Here is a 19,768-nt window from a genome sequence, read left to right as displayed (position 1 = left end):
CATTTCAGGGTAAGGGAGAAGGCCAGTCTATGCCCGAAGCGCCGATGCCGCTGGCGACGGAAAGGCCCGACCGGGCGGTGGACTACTCGCCCCCCGTCGGCGATGAGGTGAAGACCACCACCTGCTACATGTGCGCCTGCCGCTGCGGCATCCGCGTCCACCTGAAGGACGGCCGCATCCGCTACATCGAGGGCAACCCGGACCACCCGGTCAACAAGGGCGTGCTCTGCGGCAAGGGCAGCGCCGGGATCATGACGCAATACTCGCCCGCCCGCCTGCGTGCGCCGCTGAAGCGCATCGGCCCCCGCGGCTCCGGCGAGTTCGCCGAGATCACCTGGGAGGAGGCGCTGGAAACCGCCACCGGCTGGCTCCGCCACGTCCGCGCCACCGACCCACGCCAGCTCGCCTTCTTCACCGGCCGCGACCAGTCGCAGAGCCTGACGGGCTTCTGGGCCGCGCAATTCGGCACGCCGAATTTCGCCGCGCATGGCGGCTTCTGCTCGGTCAACATGGCCGCCGCCGGTCTTTACTCCATCGGCGGCAGCTTCTGGGAATTCGGCGAGCCGGACTGGGACCGCGCCAAGTACCTGCTGATGTTCGGCGTCGCCGAGGACCACGACAGCAACCCGATCAAGATCGGCCTCGCCAAGATGAAGGGCAGGGGGGCGAGGGTCGTCTCCATCAACCCCGTACGCACCGGCTATTCCGCCATCGCCGACGAATGGGTGGGTCTCCGCCCCGGCACCGACGGGCTCTTCGCGCTCGCCATCGCGCATGAGCTGCTGCGCACCGACCAGATCGACCTCGACTTCCTCGCCCGCTACACCAACGCCTCCTGGCTCGTGGTGCGCAACCCGGGCGGCGAGGATGACGGCCTCTTCGCCCGCGACGAGAACGGCAAGCCGCTCGCCTGGGACCGCGAGCGCGGCGCTATCGACGCTTCGCTGATGGACCTCTCCGCCGTCATGGCGGGCGAGTTCACCCTGCCCGACGGCCGCCGCGCCCAGCCCGTCTTCCACCTCATGGCCGAGCGCTACCTCGCCCCCGAATACGCGCCGGAGGCGGTCGCCGAGCGCTGCGGCCTCCCCGCCGAGCGCATCCGCCGCATCGCCGCCGAGATCGCCGATGTCGCCTTCAACCAGGCGATCACGCTGGACCAGCCCTGGACCGATGTCTGGGGCCGCCGGCACGAGACGATGACGGGCCGCCCCGTCGCCTTCCACGCGATGCGCGGCATCAGCGCCCACAGCAACGGCTTCCACACCTGCCGCGCGCTGCACCTGCTGCAGATGCTGCTCGGCGCCATCGATACCCCCGGCTCCTGGCGCTACAAGTCGCCCTTCCCACGGCCGATTCCGCCCGGCCCCGGCCCCGCCGGCCGCGCCGCCAAGCCGAACACCCCGCTCGCCGGCAACATCCTCTCCTTCCCGCACGGGCCGGACGACCTGCTGGTCGATGACGACGGCAACCCGATCCGCATCGACAAGGCCTTCTCCTGGGACGCGCCGCTCTCGCTGCACGGGATGATGCACACCGTCATCGGCAATGCCGGCGCCGGCGACCCGTACAAGATCGACACGCTCTTCATGTTCATGGCCAACATGGCCTGGAACAGCGCGATGAACCCCGGCGAGGTCATCCGCATCCTCACCGAGACGCAGCCGGATGGCGAATACACCATCCCGCACGTCATCTACTCGGACGCCTATTTCTCCGAGACGGTGCCCTATGCCGACCTGATCCTGCCCGACACGACTTACCTCGAGCGGTGGGACTGCATCTCCATCCTCGACCGGCCGATCGGCAGCGCGCATGGCGCGGGCGACGCCATCCGCCAGCCTGTCATCAAGCCCGACCGCGACGTGCGCCCCTTCCAGGACGTGCTGATCGAGCTGGGCGCCCGCCTCGGCCTGCCCGCCTTCACCAAGCCCGACGGCTCGCCGAAGTTCAAGGACTACCCCGACTACATCACCAACCATGAGCGCATGCCCGGCGTCGGCCCGCTCGCCGGCTTCCGCGGCACGGATGGCAGCAAGAAGGGCGTCGGCGAGCCCAACCCCGACCAGCTCCAACGCTACATCGAGAATGGCTGCTTCTGGCGCGACCACCTGCCGCCCGAGCAGGGCTACTACAAGCACGCCAACAAGGCCTATCTCGAGCAATCGAAGGCCATGGGACTTATGGGCAAGTCGGACCAGATCGTCATGCAGATCTGGTCTGAGCCCTTGCAGAAATTCCGCCTCGCCGCCGAGGGCCACGGCGCGAAGCAGCCGCCCGACCGCCTCCGCGAGCGCATCCGCACCTATTGCGACCCGCTGCCCATCTGGTACCCGGCGCTGGAGCACGAGGGGCAGGACCTCAACCGCTTCGGCCTTTCCGCCATCACCCAGCGGCCGATGGCGATGTACCATTCCTGGGGCTCGATGAATGCCTGGCTGCGGCAGATCATCGGCGCCAACAAGCTCTATATGGCGCGCAGCCGCGGCGCCGCGCTCGGCGTCGCCCAGGACGATTGGGTCTGGGTCGAGAGCCGCGCCGGCCGCCTCAAATGCCAGGTCTCGCTGATGGAGGGCGTGAACCCCGACACGGTCTGGACCTGGAACGCCATCGGCAAGCGCGCCGGCGCCTGGAACCTGGACGAGGGCAGCCCGGAATCGACCCGGGGCTTCCTGCTCAACCACGTCATCAGCGAGTGGCTGCCCGCCCAGGGCGGCTTCCGCCAGGCCAATGCCGACCCGGTGACCGGCCAGGCCGCCTGGTACGACCTCCGCGTCTCGGTGACGAAATGCGCGCCCGGCGAGGAGGGCATCACCAGCCCGCACCCGGACGCGCCCGCCCTGCCGCCGCACATGCCCGCCCGTCCCGACATCCTCCGCTATTCGACGAAGGCCAAGCCGTGACCTGCCTGCCCGAGATCACCCCAGGCCAGAAGAAGCTTGGCCTCGTCATCGACCTCGACACCTGCGTCGGCTGCCAGGCCTGCGCGACCAACTGCAAGGAGTGGAACGCCTCCGGCCATAGCGGCCCGCTGCCGGACACCAAGCCCTATTCGGCCGGCGCCGAGGGCGTCTGGTTCAACCGCGTCCACAGCTACGAGGCAGGCGAGGGGGAGCGCGGCCGCACCGTCAACTTCCCCCGCTCCTGCCTCCACTGCGAGACGCCCGACTGCGTCACCGTCTGCCCGACCGGCGCCTCCTACAAGCGCATCGAGGACGGCATCGTCCTCGTCGACCACGACCTCTGCATCGGCTGCGGATTGTGCGCCTGGGCCTGCCCCTACGGCGCGCGCGAAATGGACGAGGACGAGGGGGTGATGAAGAAATGCACCCTTTGCATCGACCGCATCTACAACACCAATATCCCCGAGGCGCAGCGCCAGCCCGCCTGCGTGCTGACCTGCCCGACCAGCGCCCGCCACTTCGGCGACCTCGGCGACCCGGAAAGCAAGGTCAGCAAGCTCGTCGCCGAGCGCGGCGGCCAGCCGCTGATGCCGGAGCTCGGCTACAAGCCGGTCAACAGCTACCTGCCGCCGCGCAACCGCAGCAGCGTCGCGGCGAAGCCCGAGGAAGCCGCGCCGACGCCGATGGACATCAAGAACCCGCTGCTGCGCTGGATGGACAAGGTGCTCACCCGGTGAACCCCGCCCCGTCGATCGTCTTCTTCACTACCGCCTCCGGTGCCGGATACGGGTTGCTCTTCTGGCTCGGCCTGCTGCGCCCGCTCGGCCTCGTCCCCGGTCAGGGCCTCGTCGCCCTCGCCTTGGCGCTGCTGCTGATCACCGCCGGCCTGCTCTCCTCCATGCTGCATCTCGGCAACCCGCAGCGGGCCTGGCGCGCCGTCTCGCAATGGCGCTCCTCCTGGCTCTCGCGCGAGGGCGTGGCGGCGATCCTCACCTACATCCCGGCCCTGCTGCTCGGCCTCGCCCTCTGGATCGACGCCCCGGCGCTCGCCCTCGTCGCCGGCCTGCTGGCGGCGGCCGGGGCGGTGGCCACGGTCTATTGCACGGGGATGATCTACGCCTCGCTGAAGCCGATCCGACAGTGGCACCACCCGCTGGTGGTGCCCGGCTACCTGGCGCTCTCCGCCTTCAGCGGCGCCGTGCTGCTGGCGATGCTCGCCGCCTTCGCCGGCGGCGGCGCGGTGCCGGCCCTGCTCGCGATCCTCACCGGCGCCGCCGCCCTCGCGCTGAAGCGCGCCTACTGGCAGGCGATCGACAGCGCGCCGCCCATCGCCACCATCGAGAGCGCGACGACGCTCGGCTTCATCGGCAAGGTGCGCCAGCTCGACCCGCCGCATACCGAGCAGAACTACCTGCTGCGCGAGATGGGCTTCCGCATCGCCCGCAAGCACGCGGCGAAGCTCCGCCTCATCGCCCAAGGCGCCGGCTTCGCCCTGCCGGTGCTGCTTGCCCTGCTCGCGGTCCTGGTCGGCGGCACGCCGGCAGTGCTGGCGCTGACCCTCGGCGCCGTGCTCGCCATCGGCGGCTTGCTGATCGAGCGCTGGCTGATGTTCGCCGAGGCGACGCATACGGTGATGCTCTATTACCGCGGCTAGAGCCGCGGGACCTGGGGGACGCGGCCGGTCGAAGGCCGCTCCACTCAGGGGATCAGCCGGTCGGCGCGAAGCTGCCCGAACAGGTCGAAGAACGCCTCGTCCGTCGTCTGGTAGGCGGTGAAGCCCAGGCGCCGGCTCTTGCTCATGTCGGTCACCACCTCGATCGGGCGGCCGAGATCGGCATCGGTGTGCCAGGCCGAGGCGAGGCGGCCGAGCTCGGGCTCCACCAGCCCCTCGCGCCCGGCGATGCGCCGCCAGACCGGCGCGTCCTCCGCCATCTGCGCCTCGAGCGGCCGCACCGTGCCGTCGAAGGGCGCCGCCTCCAGCCCGAACCAGCCGGCGATGCGGCCCCACATCCAGCTCCAGCGGAAGACGTCGCCGTTCACCACGTTGAAGGCCTCGTCGCGCGCCGCGGGCGTGGTCGCCGCCCAGAGCAGGTGCCGCGCCAGCAGCCGCGCATCGGTCATGTCGGTCAGCCCGTTCCACTGCGCGGCCGAGCCCGGGAAGCGGAAGGGCCGCCCCGTCTCGCGGCAGAGCGTGGCATAGGCCGCCAGCGTGGTGCCCATGTTCATCGCATTGCCGACCGCCTTGCCGATCACCGTATGCGGGCGATGGACGCTCCAGCCGAAGCCGTCGCGCGCGGCGGCGGCGAACACTTCGTCCTCCTGGGCGTAGTAGAAATTCTCGACCTCCAGCCGGCCCTGCTCCTCGCGGAAGGGCGTCTGCGGCAGCATGCCTTTGCCATAGGCCTCGAAGGGGCCGAGGTAGTGCTTCAACCCGGTGACCAGCGCGATGTGCCGCAGGCTGCCGGCGGGGCGCAGCCCGTCGAGCAGGTTGCGCACCATCGCCGCGTTGACCCGGATGTTCTCCGCCTCGCTCTCCTGTCGCAGCCAGGTGGTGATGAACATGACCTCCGGGCGAAGGCCGGCCAGCGCTGAGGCGAGGCCGGCCACGTCCTGCAGGTCGGCTGCGACCGGCAGCACGCCCTCCTGCCCGGTTGGCCGGCGCGCCAGCCCGTGCACCGTCCATCCCTCCGCTGCCAGCAGCGCCGCTGTCGCACCGCCGACGATGCCGCTCGCGCCTGCGACCAGTGCCGTGCCCGCCATCCTCAACTCCTGCATCCGTTGGCGGCGGAACTGGGCCCGGGGGCCGCGGCGTTCCAGACGGAACCGAATTGGGACATAGGCACCAGGAGGTTACCACCCATGCAGCCCGGCAGCGCCGAGGAGGAATGGCGGGAGGATTGCGCGCCGCGGCGCGTGCTCGACCTGTTCACGACCAAGTGGACGAGCATGGTGCTGCACACGCTCCACGCCCGGCATGGCGGCGCGGCCCGCACCGGCGTGCTCCAGCGCAGCCTGCCCGGCATCTCGAAGAAGATGCTGATCCAGACCCTGCGCGAGATGGCGGAGAGCGGCCTCGTCACCCGCCACGTCCAGGGCACGGTGCCGCCGGCGGTCGAGTACCGGCTTTCGGCGCTCGGCCAGCGCTTCGTCGAGCCGGTGGAGCTGCTCTATGCCTGGGGCCGCGCCAATGCCGAGGCGCTCGACCAACTTGGGAGCCGCCCCACCTCGCGCCGCGGGTGACCATGCTGGCAACCGGCGAAGCGGCCCGCCCCTTGCATGTCCTCCCTGCGATCCGCCACGCTGCGGAGCAGGGATGGCATAAGGGAGACGGGATGATGCGACGCAGCGCGCGATGGGCCCTCGCGGCCATGGCCATGACAGCCCCCTTGGGGACCGTGCCGGCGAGGGCCGCCGACCTCACCATCGCGGTGGGCGGCGCCTTCACCTCGATGGACCCGCATTTCTTCGACCTCTCGCCCAACCACGCGCTGACCTGGCACGTCTTCGACCGCCTGGTTCACCCCGATGCCGACCAGCGCCCATCGCCCGGCCTCGCCACCTCCTGGCGCGTCATCGACGAGCGCACCTGGGAGTTCAAGCTGCGCGAGGGCGTCCGCTGGCAGGACGGCACGCCCTTCACCGCGGACGACGTGGTCTACACCTTCGAGCGCGCGCCGAACGTGCCCAACAGCCCGACCTCCATGGGCCAGTACATCCGCCCGGTGACGCGGCTCGAGGTGGTCGATGCCCACACCATCCGCATGCACACCGCCGAGCCCATCCCGCTCATCCCGCAGATGATGATGTCCTTCTCCATCATCGGCCGGAAGCAGGGCGAGGGGATGAGCACAGCCGACTACAACAGCGGCAAGGCGGCGATCGGCACCGGCCCCTACCGCCTCGTCTCGCTGGCCCTCGGCGACCGCGCCGTCTTCGCCCGCAACCCGGACTACTGGGGCCGCCCCCAGCCCTGGGAGCGCGTCACCTACCGGATGATCACCAATGACAGCGCCCGCGTCGCCGCCCTCCAATCCGGCGACGTGGACGCCATCGACACGGTGCCGACGCGCGACGTCGCCCGCATCTCCCGCGACAACCGCCTCACCGTCGCCTCCCGTCCCGGCCTGCGGCTGATCTACCTCTATGTCGATGCCAACCGCCCGGTCTCGCCATTGGTCACCGACCGCGACGGCAAGCCCATCCCCAACCCGATGCGCGACGTGCGCGTGCGACAGGCCCTCTCCATCGCCATCAACCGCGAGGGCATCCAGCGCCAGATCATGGAGGGCTACTCGAAGCCCACCGGCCAGGCCCAGCCGGAAGGCGCGATGGGCTACGACCCCTCGATCCCCGTCCCCGCCTACGAGCCCGACCGCGCGAAGCGCCTGCTCGCCGAGGCCGGCTACCCGGACGGCTTCAACATCACCCTCAGCGGCCCGAACGACCGCTACGTGAACGACGACTCCATCGCCCAGGCCATCGCCCAGATGTGGGCCCGCATCGGCGTCCGCACCCAGGTAGCAACGACGCCGGCCAGCGTCTTCTTTACCGCCGGCGGCGTGCGCGACGAGCACAGCATCGCGCTGACGGGCTGGAGCACCTCCACCGGCGAGCCCGACACGCATCTCTCGCTGATGCTGGCGACGCCGGAGCCGGAGCGCGGCCGCGGCACCCGCCTCCGCCCCAGCCACTACAGCAACACCTCGCTCGACCGGCTGATCGACCGCGCGCTGACGACGATCGACCAGGAGGCGCGGGAGAAGCTCTACTTCGAGGCCATCCGCATCGGCTACCAGCAGGAGCTGGCGGTCATCCCCATCCACCACCAGGTGAATATCTGGGCGATGCGCAAGGGCATCTCCTACACGCCCCAACTCTCCGAGCAGACCCGTGCGATGGAGTTCGCCCCGGCGCGCTGAGGACGTCCCTGGCGTCGGGAAGGGTGGCGCCCTCCCCGACGCCCTATTTCAGCAAGCTCAACCCACTGAGCAGCCCGCGCAGCGCCTCCAGCCCCGGCCCCGCCGCCTCGCTGTGCAGTGGCCGCCCTTGTGCATTGCCCCACGCCACGCCGAAGCGCCCGCGGTCCTGCGCCAGCTCCTCGGCAGAGAGCCGCCCGTCGCCGTCATAGTCGAGGCTTGCGACGGTCAGCTGCGCCGCCAGCTGCCCCGCCAGCGCCCCCGCGGCGACGGCGCCCGCCAGGTTCTCCCCAGTCACCCCCTCCTGCACCGCCACCAGCCAGGCGGCGCCGCGCGCCAGCCGCGCCAGCTCCGCCTGCGTTAGCCTGCCGTCGCCCGAGACATCCGCCTGCGCCACCACGGCGGCGAGGCAGCCAGCGGTATCGGTCCCGCCGCAGGCCGCCTCGGCATGTTCGAGCGCCGCCATCACCGCGACGCCCTCGCCATGCAGCAGCGCCACCGCCGGCGGCACCGCCTCGCAGCGATGCCAGCGGGCGAGGGGGGCATCGCCCGGCAGCCGGTCCTCGCGCGCCTTGGCCTCGGGCTCCGCCGTCTCCAGCGCGTCGCCGGCGGCACGCAGCATCAGCCGCGGCGCCTCCGGCCCGCGCCCGGTGCCGATCAGCCAGCCGTCCTGCTGCCGCATGGCGGAGAAGCGGAGCAGCCGCCCCGCCCTCTCGCGCGGCACCCGCGCCGCGGCGCGATGGGTGAGGTACAGCAGCGCGTCCGGCCGCGCGCAGTCTCCCTGGAACCAGGCGCCCTGCACGGCCTCGGGCACCGGCTGCGCGGTGGCGAGGCCGGGCGCCAGCAGCAGGGCGAGGAGGAGAAGGCGCTTCATTGCAGCACCACCTCTCGCCCGGCGCAGAGATCGGTGCCGGGCAGGGCCAGCTCCCGCCCGTCGCGGAACACCGCGACCAGATCCGCCTGGCATTCGCCGGGGCCGCCGGGTGGGGCGAAATCCATCGCCTCCCCGGTGCCGAGCACGGTCCGGCCGAGCCGGTCCTCGCCGCGCTTGCCGCCCGGCGGGTCGGCATAAAGCTCCACCACCGGCAAGCCGCCGGCATTGCGCAGGCGGATGCTGCCCGGCTGCGGCTCCTTCACTCCATCCCCTGGCCCCTCCGCCGCCAGCTCGTCCACCGTCCAGCCCGGCCGGAGCGCCAGGGTGCCGAGCGCGCAGATGTCGATGTCCCGCCGCTCCTCGGCCGAGTCGTTGTCGAAGACGATGCGCAGGTCGGCCCGGCAGCCACCCTCCATCGGCAGCGCCCGATGCGCGCCGGGGGCGATCACCTCGTTCTCCAGCGCATCCTCGCCCCAGTCGTCGCTGTCGGCAGGCGACAGATAGGCCTCCCGCACCGTGCGGCTGAAGCCGTTGACCAGCGTCACCCGCCGCGCCCCGCCCTCGCCGATCACTGGCGCGCCGAAGCCGACCCGCTGCTGGGCGCAAAGGTCGAGGCCGCGCTGCACCTCCTCGCGGTTGTCCTCGAAGACGGCGCGCAGGTCGAAGCGGCAGGACTCGCCGCGCAGGCGGAGACGGAAGTCGCCGCGCGGGTCGATCATCTCGGCGCCGAGCCGGTCTCCGCCCCAGCCCTCCCGCCCGGCGGCGCGGGCATAAAGCTCGCGCAGCATCCGCCGGCCGCGGTTGGTCACCGTCACCTCCCGCACCGGCAGGTTCGGGTCGCCGAAGGCGAGGCGCGGCGAGCGGCACACATCCTGCCGCTCGCGCACCTCCTCCTCGTCATCGTCATAGACCACGCGCACATCGACGCTGCAGCCGGCCATGTTGCGCAGGCGCAGGCGGAAATCCTCGCCCGTCGCGACGGTGCCGCTGCCCAGGCGGTCGGCGCCCCATTCCCGGCCCCGGCCGCCGCGGCTGCCGGCCGGCGCCAGGTAAAGCTCGCGCACCACCCGGTCGGACTGGTTGCTGACCGTCACCTCGCGCACCGGCCCGGTATCGGCGAAGGCGATTCGGGGCGAGCGGCAGAGATCGGCCCGGCGGCGCATCTCGTCGCCGCCCTCGAAGACCGCACGCGCCTCGAAATTGCAGTCCCGCGTGCGGCCGAGCGGCACGCGCAGCGTCGCCCGCGGCGGCAGCACGCCGCTGCCGAGCCGGTCCGGCCCCTCATCCGCGCCCAGGCGATGAACGTAAAGCTCCTGCAGGATGCGGTCGGTGTCGTTAGCCACCACCGCCTCCCGCGCCGGGGCGGGGGCCGGCTGGGCATGGACGGACCCGGCCAGGGAGAGGGCGGCCAGCAGGGCTGCCAGGAGCGGGCGATGCATCGGGACTCCGGGGACCATTCGCCTGGACAGTGCCGCCCTGCCACCCCTGGTTGCAAGCCCGATGCGCATCACGGGGGGAAGCTCACCGCCGGTCGGCGCCCTCCTGCCCATAGCCGCGGCCGTAGTGCCGCTCCAGCCGGCGCTGCACCAGGTCCCAGAGCGTCGTCATGGCCAGGTAGTAGAGCGCCGCGACTGCGAAGAGCTCTAGCACCAGGAAGCGCTCCTGGATCAGGATCTGCGTCCGCCGCAGCAGCTCGTCGACCGAGATGACGCTGGCGACGGAGGTGGTCTTCAGCAGCCCGTTCACGCTGTTGCCGAGCGGCGGGATGACGATGCGCAGCGCCTGCGGCCAGGTGACGAGGCGGAAGACCTGCCCGCGCCGGAGGCCGAGCGCCAGCGCCGCCTCCCGCTGGCCCTTCGGCACCGAGAGGATGCCTGCGCGCAGGATTTCGGAGAGGTACGCCGCCTCGTTCAGCGAGAGGCCAAGCAGCGCAGCCTCCCAGACCGAGAAGCGCAGCCCGAAGAGCGGCAGCCCGGTATAGATGACGAGCAGCTGCACCAGCAGCGGCGTGCCGCGGAAGATCCAGCAATAGAAGCCAGCCGCCCCCCGCAGCACCCGGCTGCCGGAGAGCCGCATCACCGCGATGCCAAGCCCGATGACCAGCCCGCAAGCGAGCGCCGCCACGGTGAGCGCGACCGAGATCGCCGCGCCCTCCAGCAGATAGGCATTGAAGAGGTAGTCGAGGAACCCGTCCCAGCGCCAGGCCTGCACGCTACGAGGGACCGACCACCTCGAAGGCCCCCTCGTATTCCTTCACCCCATAGCGGTCGAGCAGCGCGCGCAGCGACCCGTCCCCGCGCATCTCCGTCAGCACGCCCGCGACCGCCTCGGCCAGCGCCTTGCTGCGGAAGCCGAAATTGATCGGCGTGCCGTAGAGCCCGGTGATGGCACGGCTGAAGTCGCCGCGCTCCTCGTATTCCTTGCCCGTGCTGTCGATGGAGATCGCCGCATCCAGCTGTCCGACGCGCAGCGCCTGGAAGGAGACGGCGAAATTGTCGAAGGGCCGGATGGTGATCGGCCGCAGCTTCCGCTCCTCCAGCGCCTTGGCGATGTCCTGCGTCCGCCGGAACTCGAACCCGCCCTGCTCCACGCCGACGGTGAGCCCGGCCATGTCCTCGATGCGGCTGATCTTCTTCGGGTTGCCGCGCGGCACGCTGACGCTGATCGCCTGCTCCTCGTAGCGGACGAGGTACATCAGCTTCGCCCGCTCCTCGGTATAGAACATGCCCGTGTTGATCATGTCCCAGCGCCGCGCCGCGAGCCCCGGGATCATGGCCGCGAACTCGACGCGCACATGCTCGACGCCAAGGCAGAGGCGCTTCGCGATCTCCGCCCCCAGCTCCACCCGCATCCCGACCAGCTGCCCCTGCGCATTGACGAACTGCATCGGCGCCAGGGTCGGGTTGGTCGAGAGGGTGAGGGTGCGCGCCTTCACCAGCTCGCCATCGGCGACCTTCGGCGCACAGCTTTGCCCGAAAGCGGGCAGGCTGACCGCGGCGCAGGCGGCGCCGAGCAGGGAACGGCGAAGCATCGTGGGCACTCCTATTCGGCGGCAGCGCGGGCGGCCGGCATCGCGCCCATCGCCTGCAAGACCGAGGCCAGCGCCGGCACGTCCCGCTCCGGCAGCGGCAGGCGCGGCGGCCGCGGGTCGCCCATCTCCATCCCCATCAGCCGAAATCCTGCCTTGGTACCGGAAACGTAGCGCGGCCCGCCCACCCAAGGCAGCAGCGGCGCCAGCTTGCGGTAGAGCGGTAGCGCCTTCGCCCGTTCGGCCTCGAAGGCCGCTGCCGCGAACATGTCCCGCGACAGGCGCGGCACCAGGTTGCTGCACACCGCCACCCAGCCGATCGCGCCCAGCCAGGCGCTCTCATACCCAAGCACGCCCGCGAACACCTCCATCCGGTCTCCGCAGAGCGCGATGATGTCGCGCACCCGCGTCGCCTCCAGCGTGCTCTCCTTGACGTAGAGGCAGTTCGGGATGGTCGAGAGCCGCGCCAGCGTCGTCGGCAGCAGGTCGACATTCGCCGTCGCCGGGTTGTTGTAGACCATGATCGGGATGCCGATCGCATCCGCCACCGTCTTGTAGTGGTGGAACAGCTCGTCCTCCGTCGGCACCGCATAGAAGGGCGGGATGATCATCACCCCGTCCGCGCCGAGCGCCTCCGCCTCGCGCGACAGGGCGACGACCTCCCGCGTGTCCTCCGCCCCCGTGCCCATCAGCACCGGCACGCGGCCGGCGGCGGTCCGCACCACCGTCTCGGTGATCGCCGTCCGCTCCTCCCGGCTGACGCTCAGGAACTCCCCCGTCGAGCCGAGCGGGATCAGCCCGTCGATCCCCTCCGCGATCTGGAATTCCACCAGCCGCTCCAGCGCCTTGAGATCGACGGCCGCGCCATCCGCGGTGAAGGGGGTGATGAGGACCGTGTAGGTCCCGCGGAACGGCCTGGCCATGCTGCTTGCCCCCTCGCTTCTGCATGCGATGATGCCGACTGAACAGGAAGTGGCGGACCCCGGCAAGCGCATGCGCCTCACCCATCCCGATATCCGCCCCGTCACGACCCCCATCCGCATCAGCTTCGACGGCCAGGCGCTGGAAGCGCTGCCCGGCGAGACCATCTCCGCCACCCTCTCCGCCGCCGGCATTCTGGCCTACCGGGAGACGCAGTCCGGCGCCCCGCGCGGCCTCCATTGCGGCATGGGCGCCTGCTTCGACTGCCTCGTCACGGTCGATGGCAAGCCCGGCCAGCGCGCCTGCCTGACCAAGGTTCGGGACGGCATGGCGGTCGGCAGCGCCCCGCCCGCCGTGCCCGCCCCCCTCGCCGACCCGCCCGAGGCGATCCCCGAGCGCCACTGCGACGTGCTGGTGATCGGCGCCGGCCCCGCCGGCCTTTCCGCCGCCCGCGCCGCCGCCGAGGCCGGCGCCCGCACCCTGGTGCTCGACGAGCGCGGCGATGCCGGCGGCCAGTACCTCAAGCCGCTCGCCGCCTCCCACAGCCACGCCGCGCCCGACGCCCAGTTCCGCAAGGGCGAGACGCTGCGCGCCCTCGCCCAGGCCGCCGGCGCCGAGATCCTGACCGGCGCCACCGTCTGGGGCGGCTTCGCCCCCGACGAGATCGGCGCCCTCATCGACGGCGCCGCCGTCACCCTCTGCCCGCGGCGCCTCATCCTCGCCGCCGGCGCGCATGAGCGCCCCGTCCCCGTCCCCGGCTGGACCCTGCCCGGGGTGATGACAACGGGCGGCATGCAGACCCTGGCCCGCGCCAACCGCGTTTCCCCCGGGCGGCGGATCGTCATCGCCGGCAACGGCCCGCTGAACCTGCAACTCGCCTGCGAGCTGCTCGACGGCGGCGCCGAGGTCGTCGCCGTGGCCGAAGCCGCCCCGCGCCCCGGCCTCGCCCAATGGCGGGACGCCGCCCGCATCCTCCGGGCCTCCCCCGACCTCGCCTGGGACGGCCTCCGCTACCTCCGCCGGCTTCACCGCGCCGGCGTCCCCGTGCTCTGGGGCAGCACGATCCTCGCCTGCGAGGGTGAAGCCCGCTTCGCCGCCCTCCGCCTCCGCACGCCCGAGGGCGAGCGCCGCATCGAGGCCGATGCCTGCGCCCTCAATTTCGGCTTCCAGCCGGAGACCGGCCTTGCCCGCGCGCTCGGCGCCGAGCACCGCTTCACCGGCGAGCGGCTGGAGACGGTCGCGGCCGAGGATGGCCGCACCTCCCTCGCATCGGTCTTCGCCGTCGGCGACGGCGCGGCGATCGGCGGCGCCCGCATCGCCCTCGCCCGTGGCCGCCTGGCCGGTCTCGCGGCTGCCGCCGATCTCGGCCTCGCCACGCCGGAGGCCGGGTCGGCCCGCGCCGCGCTCCGCCGGGCGCTCGCCTTCCAGTCCGGCCTCTGGCGTCTCTTCGCCGCCCCGCCCCCCGACCTCACCGCCCTCCCGGACGAGACCATCCTTTGCCGCTGCGAGGAGGTCACCGCCGGCCGCCTCCGTGCCGAGCAGGCCGCTGGAATCCGCTCCCTGGCCGGGCTGAAGAAGGCGACCCGGGCGGGCATGGGCCGCTGCCAGGGCCGCATGTGCTCCACCTCCGTCGCCCGGCTCTGCGGCGTGGCGGAGGAGGCCGGCTTCGCCGCCCCGCGTGCCCCGGTAAAGCCCGTCCCCGCCGCCGCCCTCATGCTGGAACTGCCCGAGGGCGGCGACTGGCCCAGCTTCCCGCTGCCGCACTACAACCAGTGGGCCGCCAGGCCCCCCGCACCGCTCGCTGAATCCTGCGACGTGCTGGTCATCGGCGGCGGCGTCCTCGGCCTCTCGACCGCGATGTACCTGGCCCGCGACGGCGCCGACGTGCTGCTGGCCGAGCGCGGCGAGGCCGGCATGGCCGCCAGCACCGCCAATGCCGGCAGCCTCCACGTCCAGCTCCTCACCTACGATTTCGACGGCGAGCAGGAAACGGGCCCCTCCCTCGACCGCCTCCCCCTCGGCCCGCGCAGCATCGCCCTCTGGCGCGAGATCGCCGCCGAGGCGGGGGAGGGGCTTGGCATCCGCACCGAAGGCGGCCTGATGCTGGCCGAGACGGAGGCGCAGTTCCGCTGGCTCCGCGCCAAGGTCGCGGCGGAGCGGGCAAGGGGGATCGAGAGCCACCTCCTCGGCGCCAACGAGCTGCGGAGCCTCGCCCCCTATCTCGGCCCGCACTTCATCGGCGCCGGCTTCGCCCCCGCCGAGGGCCAGATCGACCCGCTGCGCGGCACCCTCTCCCTCCGCCGCCTCGCCGCCCGCGCCGGTGCCCGGCTGCGCGAGGGGGTGGAAGTCCAGGCCATCGCCCGCGAGGGATCGGGCTTCACGGTGACGACGCCGGGCGGCGCCATCCGCGCCGGTCGCGTCGTCAATTGCGCCGGCGCCTATGCCGGCCGCATCGCCGCCATGCTCGGCGTGACGCTGCCGGTGATCGGCTCCGTCCAGCAGGTGATCGCAACCGAGGGCGCGGCGCCCACCATGCGCCACCTCGTCGCCCATGCCGGGCGACACCTCTCGCTGAAGCAGGGCGATGGCGGCCATGTGCTGGTCGGCGGCGGCTGGCCCGGGGTGCTCGATGCGCGGGGCGCTCCGCGCAACCTGCGCCGCTCGATCGAGGGCAATCTCTGGGTCGCCGGCCGTGTCCTGCCCGGCCTTGCGGGCATGCAGGCCATCCGCGCCTGGACCGGCCTCGCGGTGGAGGTGGACCGCGCCCCGTTGCTCGGCGAGGCGCCTGGGGTGCCCGGCCTCTTCCACGCCGTCACCAGCAACGGCTACACCCTGGCCCCCATCGCCGGCCGGATGACGGCGGATGCGGTGTTGGGTCGTGGGGAAGTTCCCCCAGAATTTACCCTGGCGCGATTTGGTTGAGTGGCGAACTCAGGGAAATAGACGAGGGGTTCGGGGAGAATACCTTCTCCCCGATTTTTTCTTTTTCGTGGGAGTGGATCAGATGCAACTCGGCATGGTCGGCCTCGGCCGCATGGGCGGCAACATCGTGCGGCGGCTGCTTCGCGCCGGTCATGACTGCGTGGCCTTTGACCGCGACCCCGCTCCCGGCGCCGTGCTCGCCAAGGAGGGCGCCCGCGCCGTCGACAGCCTGGAGGCCATGGTCGCCGCCATGCAGGCCCCCCGCGCCATCTGGATCATGCTGCCGAACGGCGCCCCGACCGAGGCCGCCATCGACGCGCTCGCCGCCCTGCTCTCCCCCGGCGACGTGCTGATCGACGGCGGCAACAGCATGTGGAAGGACAGCGTCCGCCGCGGCACGGCGCTGCGGGCCAAGGGCCTCCACTTCCTCGATATCGGCACCTCCGGCGGCGTTTGGGGCCTGGAGCGAGGCTATTCGATGATGATTGGCGGCGAGGACGAGGTGGTCCGCCGCCTCGACCCCATCCTCGCCGCGCTTGCCCCCGGCAAGGCCGCCGCCGCCCCGACGCCCGGCTACACCGGCGACCCGCGCCCCGAGCAGGGCTATGTCCATGCCGGCCCCAACGGCGCCGGCCACTTCACCAAGATGATTCACAACGGCATCGAATATGGCATGATGCAGGCCTTCGCCGAGGGCCTCGACATCCTCAAGCACGCCGACAGCGACGTCCTCCCCGAGGACCAGCGCTTCACCCTCAACCTTGCCGAGATCACCGAGGCTTGGCGTCGCGGCAGCGTCGTCGCCTCCTGGCTGCTCGACCTGACGGCCCAGGCGCTCGCCGGCGATCCGCAGCTGGAGAGCTTCTCCGGCCATGTCTCCGACAGCGGCGAGGGACGCTGGACCGTCCAGGCCGCGGTCGAGACGGCGGTCGCCGCCCCCGTCCTCTCCGCGGCGCTCTACACCCGCTTCACCAGCCGTGACGAGGGCCGCTTCAGCGGCAAGGTCCTTTCCGCCCAGCGCAAGGGCTTCGGCGGCCACCTGGAAGCTCCCAAGAAATGAGTCATCTGGTTTTGGTGATGGGCGTCTCCGGCGCCGGCAAGAGCACGGTCGGCACTCTCCTCGCGGAGCGGCTCGGCGTGCCCTTCGCCGATGCCGACAGCTTCCACCCGCCCGCCAACATCGCCAAGATGAGCCGCGGCGAGCCGCTGACGGATGAAGACCGCTGGCCTTGGCTGGATGCCATCGGCGCCTGGCTCGATGCCCATGCGCCGGGCGGGGGCGTCGCCACCTGCTCGGCGCTGAAGCAGGCCTACCGCGACCGCCTGCTTGCCGGCCGCCCGGCGGTGCGCCTGCTCCACCTGAGCGGCGACCCGGCCCTGATCGGCGCCCGCCAGGCGGCACGGCCGGACCACTTCATGCCGCCGAGCCTGATGGCCAGCCAGTTCGCCACGCTGGAGCCGCCGGCACCGGACGACCGCACCATCGTCCTCTCGGTGGAGCCGCTGCCGGAGCAGATCGTGGAGGCGGCGCTCGCGGCCCTGGCCCGGCCGTGAAGCTCCGCTTCATCCTCTGCCACCCCGCGCCGGACCTGCATGGCGAGCTGCGCGAGGGGCTGCTGGCGCGGGAGCTGCGCGCCCTCGGCCATGACGCCGCCGTGCTGCGTGCCGAAGCCTCCGCCGCGCCGCGCAGCGTGGTCTTCGACGGCGGCGTTCCCATCCATTACTTTCCCTCCGACGCGCCGGAGGTCCAGGCGCATCGGCAGGGCTCCACGGCCATGGTGGAGTGGCTGCGCGCCGACGCGCCGGATGCCGTGCTGTTCAAGGGCATGGACTACGACATCGTCGCACAGTGCCTGGAGGCGCTCGACCGCGCGCGCTGCCGCATCGGCTTCGTCATCGGCGGCACCAGCATCCACCGCAACCTGGCCGCGGCGGATTTCGTCCTGGCCGAAAGCGAGGGGCAGATCGAGGCCATCGCGCGCCGCCTCGGCCGCGTCCTGCCGGCGGTGCGGCTGCCGAAGCATATCGACTGGCCAGGCGCCGACGCCGCTTATGCCGCCACCCGTGCACCCGAAGCGAAGGCCTACGACCTTTGCAACGTCGGCAGCTTCGAGCCGCGCAAGAACCAGGCGGCGCTGGCGCCCCTGTTCGCCGGCTGCCGCATCGCACTCGTCGGCGACGGCGAGACCCGCGCCAGGGTTGCCGCCCTAGCCGAGGGCCATCCCCTGGTCCGCCTCACCGGCCACCTGCCCCAGCCGGAGGCATTTCGCGTCATGGCGCAATCCTGGCTGATGGCGCATGCCTCTACCTGGGAGGGAGTACCGCGGGTGATCCTCGAATCGCTCGCCTGCGGCACGCCCGTCATCGCGCATGACTTCGCCATCCAGGCACGGTTCGACACCCCGGCCGTGCGCCTCGTCCCTGCCGAGGCCCTGGTGTCGGCCATCCGCGCCCTGCTGGCCGACCGCCCGGCCCTTCTGGCGCTTGGCGAGGAAGCCCGCCGCTACGCACTGGAGCGGCATGGGCCCGGCCTGCTCGCCCCCGCCGCCGCCACGCTGCTCGCCCTGGCGCAGGGTAGGGAAGCCTAGCGCCGGCTCGACACCGCCATCGCCGCCAGCTGCCGGGCACGCTCCGACTGCTTGCCGAAATCCTCGGCGAGGGCGAGCAGCGAGGCCTGTTGCGGATGCTCGGCGAGCAGCCCCGCCAGCCGCCGGCATTCCTCCGCCTTGACCTTGAACCAGTCCGCATCCCAATGGCTCTCGAACCCGGCGGGCCCCGATTCGGTGTCCGGCATGTCGCCCTGTCCTTTCCGAGAAGTGGAACCAGCGCTCCCCAACGGCCAGGCCGGGCGAAGGTTCGGCCCCCGTTGCGGCATTGCGCCGCGCGGGTGATTTCGCCGGGCCGGAGTTTGCTCTAAGCCGGAAGGCCGAAGCAGGAGCAAGCCCATGGCCCTCGACGCCGCCACCCGCGCCAAGCTGGAACGGATCACCACCGCCACCATCACCACGGTCCTCTTGAAGAAGGGCCTCCGCAACATCTGGCTCCGAGGCACTCCGCCCTTCACGCCGGCCGCCAAGGGCAAGCGCCTCGTCGGCCCCGCCTTCACCCTCCGCTTCGTCCCCGCCCGCGAGGACCTGGCGACGCCCGAGAGCTGGTCCTCGCCGAAATCGACGCGCGCCGCCATCGAGGCCATGCCGGAGGGTGCCATCGTCGTCGCCGATGCGATGGGCGTGACCGATGCCGGCATCTTCGGCGACATCCTCTGCGCGCGCCTCGTGAAGCGCGGCGTCACCGCCCTGGTGACGGATGGCGCGGTGCGCGACGTCGCCGGCGTCATCGGCACCGGCCTGCCCGTCTACTGCTCCGGCGGCGCCGCCCCGCCCTCCGTCGCCGGCCTCACCTTCGTCAACTGGGAGGAGCCGATCGGCTGCGGCGGCGTCGCCGTCTTCCCGGGTGACGTGATCGTCGCCGATGACGACGGCGCCGTCTGCATCCCCGCCGCCTTGGTGGACGAGGTGGCCAATACGGGCGAGGAGCAGGAGCGGCTCGAAGCCTGGATCGTCGGCAAGGTCGAGGCCGGCGAGTCGCTGCCCGGCCTCTACCCGCCGAACGCCGAGAACAAGGCCCGCTACGAGTCCGAGAAGTCGAAGTGAAGCCCACCCCGCCCGGCCCCGCGCACTTCTCCTTCTGGACGGAGGAGAAGCTGCGGATCGCCGATACCGACCTCAACGGCCATATCAACAACGGCGCCTATGGCGCCTTCTTCGAGGCCGGGCGGGGGGAGCTGCTGACCGAGATCGCCGGGCCGCCGCAGACCCGCGTGGTGGCCATGGCGCTGGCCCGCGTCGAGATCGACTACCTGCGCGAGCTGCACTACCCCGGCCGGGTGCGGATCGGCACCTGCGTCGCCCGCATCGGCGGCAGCAGCTTCAGCCTGCAACAGGGCCTCTTCGCCGGCGAGGCCTGCCATGCCGCCGCGCTTTCGGTCATGGTGGTGCTCGACCGCGAGACGCGCCGCGCGGCGGCCATCCCGCCCGCGTTGCGCGCGGCCTTGGAGGCATGGCATCAGGGCCAGTAGCTGATCGCTGCGAAGATGTCGGTGGCCACCGTTCTGAGTAGTTCGCGGCAACACCATGCAAGGATGCCCGGCAAGAAACAGTTTTGGCGAACATTCCGAACCGTTCGTTTCACGGAGCCCACCGGTAGC

At 71.8% G+C, this 19,768-nt stretch carries 18 protein-coding genes; 11 read left to right on the top strand and 7 right to left on the bottom strand.

Features of this window, described 5'->3' with window-relative positions; all coding sequences use genetic code 11:
* Positions 1-29: 29 nt before the first annotated feature.
* From LH62_RS04365 to LH62_RS04355, 3 genes are read left to right on the top strand one after another with little or no spacing between them, the layout of a single operon-like run.
* Positions 30-2,900 (top strand): molybdopterin oxidoreductase family protein, encoded by a 2,871-nt coding sequence (locus LH62_RS04365; RefSeq protein WP_043359509.1) that lies wholly within the window; start codon positions 30-32, stop codon positions 2,898-2,900.
* Positions 2,897-3,637, top strand: a complete 741-nt coding sequence (locus LH62_RS04360) for a 4Fe-4S dicluster domain-containing protein (RefSeq protein ID WP_043359507.1) — start codon at positions 2,897-2,899, stop codon at positions 3,635-3,637. Before LH62_RS04365 ends, LH62_RS04360 begins: the two co-directional genes overlap by 4 nt.
* Positions 3,634-4,554, top strand: coding sequence for a DmsC/YnfH family molybdoenzyme membrane anchor subunit (locus LH62_RS04355; RefSeq protein ID WP_043359505.1), 921 nt, complete (start codon positions 3,634-3,636; stop codon positions 4,552-4,554). Before LH62_RS04360 ends, LH62_RS04355 begins: the two co-directional genes overlap by 4 nt.
* Positions 4,555-4,598: 44 nt before the next feature.
* On the opposite strand, the gene LH62_RS04350 is transcribed toward LH62_RS04355, so the two are convergent.
* On the bottom strand, positions 4,599-5,660 hold the full coding sequence (locus LH62_RS04350) for an SDR family oxidoreductase (RefSeq protein ID WP_043359503.1): 1,062 nt from the start codon (positions 5,658-5,660) through the stop codon (positions 4,599-4,601).
* A gap of 99 nt (positions 5,661-5,759) precedes the next feature.
* Here LH62_RS04350 and LH62_RS04345 point away from each other — a divergent pair, with 99 nt between their 5' ends.
* Positions 5,760-6,140 (top strand): helix-turn-helix domain-containing protein, encoded by a 381-nt coding sequence (locus LH62_RS04345; RefSeq protein ID WP_043359501.1) that lies wholly within the window; start codon positions 5,760-5,762, stop codon positions 6,138-6,140.
* Positions 6,141-6,274: 134 nt separating this feature from the next.
* Positions 6,275-7,819: an ABC transporter substrate-binding protein gene (locus LH62_RS04340; protein ID WP_052214934.1), complete on the top strand. Its 1,545-nt coding sequence runs from the start codon at positions 6,275-6,277 to the stop codon at positions 7,817-7,819.
* 43 nt (positions 7,820-7,862) lie between these two features.
* Here the strand turns inward: LH62_RS04340 and LH62_RS04335 are convergent, their stop codons facing one another.
* From LH62_RS04335 to LH62_RS04315, 5 genes are all read right to left on the bottom strand, one after another.
* Complete coding sequence (locus LH62_RS04335; protein ID WP_043359499.1) at positions 7,863-8,690, bottom strand: hypothetical protein; 828 nt, start codon at positions 8,688-8,690, stop codon at positions 7,863-7,865.
* Complete coding sequence (locus LH62_RS04330; RefSeq protein WP_043359497.1) at positions 8,687-10,129, bottom strand: hypothetical protein; 1,443 nt, start codon at positions 10,127-10,129, stop codon at positions 8,687-8,689. Before LH62_RS04330 ends, LH62_RS04335 begins: the two co-directional genes overlap by 4 nt.
* An 82-nt stretch (positions 10,130-10,211) precedes the next feature.
* Positions 10,212-10,901: an amino acid ABC transporter permease gene (locus tag LH62_RS04325; protein WP_043359495.1), complete on the bottom strand. Its 690-nt coding sequence runs from the start codon at positions 10,899-10,901 to the stop codon at positions 10,212-10,214.
* A 1-nt stretch (position 10,902) separates the two neighbouring features.
* The gene (locus LH62_RS04320) at positions 10,903-11,721 is read right to left on the bottom strand and encodes an ABC transporter substrate-binding protein (RefSeq protein ID WP_043359492.1); all 819 of its coding nucleotides are present in this window, start codon (positions 11,719-11,721) and stop codon (positions 10,903-10,905) included.
* A gap of 11 nt (positions 11,722-11,732) precedes the next feature.
* Positions 11,733-12,641, bottom strand: coding sequence for a dihydrodipicolinate synthase family protein (locus tag LH62_RS04315; protein ID WP_043359490.1), 909 nt, complete (start codon positions 12,639-12,641; stop codon positions 11,733-11,735).
* Between LH62_RS04315 and LH62_RS04310 the strand changes: the two genes are divergently transcribed.
* The 4 genes from LH62_RS04310 to LH62_RS04295 all read left to right on the top strand — a co-directional run bounded on the left by LH62_RS04310 (position 12,640) and on the right by LH62_RS04295 (position 18,149).
* Complete coding sequence (locus LH62_RS04310) at positions 12,640-15,561, top strand: FAD-dependent oxidoreductase (protein WP_201445418.1); 2,922 nt, start codon at positions 12,640-12,642, stop codon at positions 15,559-15,561. The genes LH62_RS04315 and LH62_RS04310 overlap by 2 nt on opposite strands.
* An 82-nt stretch (positions 15,562-15,643) precedes the next feature.
* On the top strand, positions 15,644-16,621 hold the full coding sequence (gene gnd, locus LH62_RS04305; protein WP_043359488.1) for a phosphogluconate dehydrogenase (NAD(+)-dependent, decarboxylating): 978 nt from the start codon (positions 15,644-15,646) through the stop codon (positions 16,619-16,621).
* The gene (locus LH62_RS04300; protein ID WP_043359485.1) at positions 16,618-17,115 is read left to right on the top strand and encodes a gluconokinase; all 498 of its coding nucleotides are present in this window, start codon (positions 16,618-16,620) and stop codon (positions 17,113-17,115) included. Before gnd ends, LH62_RS04300 begins: the two co-directional genes overlap by 4 nt.
* A complete protein-coding gene (locus tag LH62_RS04295; protein WP_043359483.1) occupies positions 17,112-18,149 on the top strand; it encodes a glycosyltransferase family 4 protein in 1,038 nt (345 codons plus the stop codon). Before LH62_RS04300 ends, LH62_RS04295 begins: the two co-directional genes overlap by 4 nt.
* Here LH62_RS04295 and LH62_RS04290 read toward each other — a convergent pair.
* A complete protein-coding gene (locus tag LH62_RS04290; RefSeq protein WP_043359481.1) occupies positions 18,146-18,355 on the bottom strand; it encodes a hypothetical protein in 210 nt (69 codons plus the stop codon). The two genes, LH62_RS04295 and LH62_RS04290, sit on opposite strands and share 4 nt — an antisense overlap.
* Before the next feature lie 151 nt (positions 18,356-18,506).
* Here LH62_RS04290 and LH62_RS04285 point away from each other — a divergent pair, with 151 nt between their 5' ends.
* Together LH62_RS04285 and LH62_RS04280 are read left to right on the top strand one after the other, a co-directional pair.
* Positions 18,507-19,214 (top strand): ribonuclease activity regulator RraA, encoded by a 708-nt coding sequence (locus tag LH62_RS04285; RefSeq protein ID WP_043359479.1) that lies wholly within the window; start codon positions 18,507-18,509, stop codon positions 19,212-19,214.
* Entirely contained in the window at positions 19,211-19,639 is a 429-nt protein-coding gene (locus tag LH62_RS04280; RefSeq protein ID WP_043359476.1) for a thioesterase family protein, read from the top strand. Before LH62_RS04285 ends, LH62_RS04280 begins: the two co-directional genes overlap by 4 nt.
* Positions 19,640-19,768: the final 129 nt, after the last annotated feature.

This window comes from Belnapia sp. F-4-1 (genome assembly GCF_000802185.1).
GTDB lineage: Bacteria > Pseudomonadota > Alphaproteobacteria > Acetobacterales > Acetobacteraceae > Belnapia.
Note: the sequence above shows the minus strand (reverse complement) of the source record. Positions and strands in the feature narration are given on the sequence as shown.

Excerpts from the sequence above, each read along its gene's own strand:
- LH62_RS04310 (WP_201445418.1), top strand. The coding sequence starts at position 12,640 with ATGCTGCTTGCCCCCTCGCTTCTGCATGCGATGATGCCGACTGAACAG.
- LH62_RS04350 (WP_043359503.1), bottom strand. The coding sequence starts at position 5,660 with ATGGCGGGCACGGCACTGGTCGCAGGCGCGAGCGGCATCGTCGGCGGT.
- LH62_RS04340 (WP_052214934.1), top strand. The coding sequence starts at position 6,275 with ATGACAGCCCCCTTGGGGACCGTGCCGGCGAGGGCCGCCGACCTCACC.
- LH62_RS04330 (WP_043359497.1), bottom strand. The coding sequence starts at position 10,129 with ATGCATCGCCCGCTCCTGGCAGCCCTGCTGGCCGCCCTCTCCCTGGCC.
- LH62_RS04315 (WP_043359490.1), bottom strand. The coding sequence starts at position 12,641 with ATGGCCAGGCCGTTCCGCGGGACCTACACGGTCCTCATCACCCCCTTC.
- LH62_RS04290 (WP_043359481.1), bottom strand. The coding sequence starts at position 18,355 with ATGCCGGACACCGAATCGGGGCCCGCCGGGTTCGAGAGCCATTGGGAT.
- LH62_RS04365 (WP_043359509.1), top strand. The coding sequence starts at position 30 with ATGCCCGAAGCGCCGATGCCGCTGGCGACGGAAAGGCCCGACCGGGCG.
- LH62_RS04285 (WP_043359479.1), top strand. The coding sequence starts at position 18,507 with ATGGCCCTCGACGCCGCCACCCGCGCCAAGCTGGAACGGATCACCACC.
- LH62_RS04300 (WP_043359485.1), top strand. The coding sequence starts at position 16,618 with ATGAGTCATCTGGTTTTGGTGATGGGCGTCTCCGGCGCCGGCAAGAGC.
- LH62_RS04335 (WP_043359499.1), bottom strand. The coding sequence starts at position 8,690 with ATGAAGCGCCTTCTCCTCCTCGCCCTGCTGCTGGCGCCCGGCCTCGCC.
- LH62_RS04320 (WP_043359492.1), bottom strand. The coding sequence starts at position 11,721 with ATGCTTCGCCGTTCCCTGCTCGGCGCCGCCTGCGCCGCGGTCAGCCTG.
- gnd (WP_043359488.1), top strand. The coding sequence starts at position 15,644 with ATGCAACTCGGCATGGTCGGCCTCGGCCGCATGGGCGGCAACATCGTG.
- LH62_RS04345 (WP_043359501.1), top strand. The coding sequence starts at position 5,760 with ATGCAGCCCGGCAGCGCCGAGGAGGAATGGCGGGAGGATTGCGCGCCG.